Origin of the sequence: Streptomyces sp. NPDC051172, from assembly GCF_040682555.1 — a bacterium.
In the GTDB taxonomy this organism is placed as follows: Bacteria; Actinomycetota; Actinomycetes; order Streptomycetales; family Streptomycetaceae; genus Streptomyces.
In genome coordinates, this window is sequence record NZ_JBFBBE010000485.1 from 1 (window position 1) to 1,043 (window position 1,043).

Consider the following 1,043-nt stretch of genomic DNA (forward strand, 5'->3'; position numbering starts at 1 on the left):
CCACCCGGCGATCACCGCTGCCCGCACCCCGAAGAAACACCCGCAACCCGCCCGACACCCGTGATCAATATTCACGCGGTGGATCGAGGCTCAGGACCTCATCAACGACTCTGAATCCAAGCCGTTTCGCATCAACACCGGGAAGAACTGTTCTCGCCGCAAACGCACCTTCCAGTACCTCTCATCCGAACGAGGTGTCCTCTCAGCCCGCCCCGAATTCCGGGAGAGGCAGCGGGCATTGTGTTTCCAGGGCAGCGCGCGTAGGGAAACGGCGGGAGGCTACATGCACAAGGCCCTCAACGAGCGGCAGCAGGCGGTGCTCGACTGGGTGGACCAGGGGTGTCCCGACGGAGTCTGGCCGGACAGCACGTACAAGGCCAGTGGACAGGCCCTGCAGAACCGAGGACTCGTCAAAGTCACTAAACGTCGCGGGCATTGGAGCGCCCACCTCACTGAGAAAGGGCGGCAGCATCTCACCGAACGCGGCATCCGCCCCGTGGAGCAGAGCACCCGGCCGCCGGAACGACCCAGCCGAAAACCGGCACCGCCACGTCCCAGAACCGTGCCGAAGGCCCGTACGAACTACGCGGACCAACTACTCGAAGAACTGGCTGCGAAGGGTGGTTGCCTCATCAAGACCATCGAATCCGGCCCGCACGCGGTGAATTGGAGGTCACGGGTCAACGCCGCCCGCCAGTCCGGCAAGATCCCCCACACTCAGGAACTCTACGGACACCGCACCCACCGCGGCTACGAAATCAAGCTCGTCGACATCCCCGCCTGGCGCCTCGCCGAACTCACCCCGCTCCCTGTGCCGACCAGACTCACCAAACCCCATGCCGTCGTGGCCGCCCTCCAAAAGCAGCCGCAGCCCATGGGCCTGACCAAACCCCTCCAGGGCCGAGCCCTGCGCATCATCCAAGCCCTCATCACCGCCACCGAAGCAAAAGGCAAGGCCGGGAAGTTAAGGATCTTCTGGTCGGTGTCGAGCGTGTCGGGTCAGCAGGCGAGGGCGTAGGTGGCGGGGCCGGTCTTGTGGATCA

1 protein-coding gene is annotated in these 1,043 nt (G+C 64.5%); it reads left to right on the top strand.

The annotated features are described in order from the left end of the window. The first annotated feature begins 283 nt into the window (after positions 1-283). Positions 284-1,018, top strand: a complete 735-nt coding sequence (locus AB0N07_RS52115) for a hypothetical protein (RefSeq protein ID WP_365848152.1) — start codon at positions 284-286, stop codon at positions 1,016-1,018. Positions 1,019-1,043 lie beyond the last annotated feature (25 nt).

Bases quoted from the DNA above. Each gene is read 5' to 3' on its own strand.
- AB0N07_RS52115 (WP_365848152.1), top strand. From the start codon at position 284: ATGCACAAGGCCCTCAACGAGCGGCAGCAGGCGGTGCTCGACTGGGTG.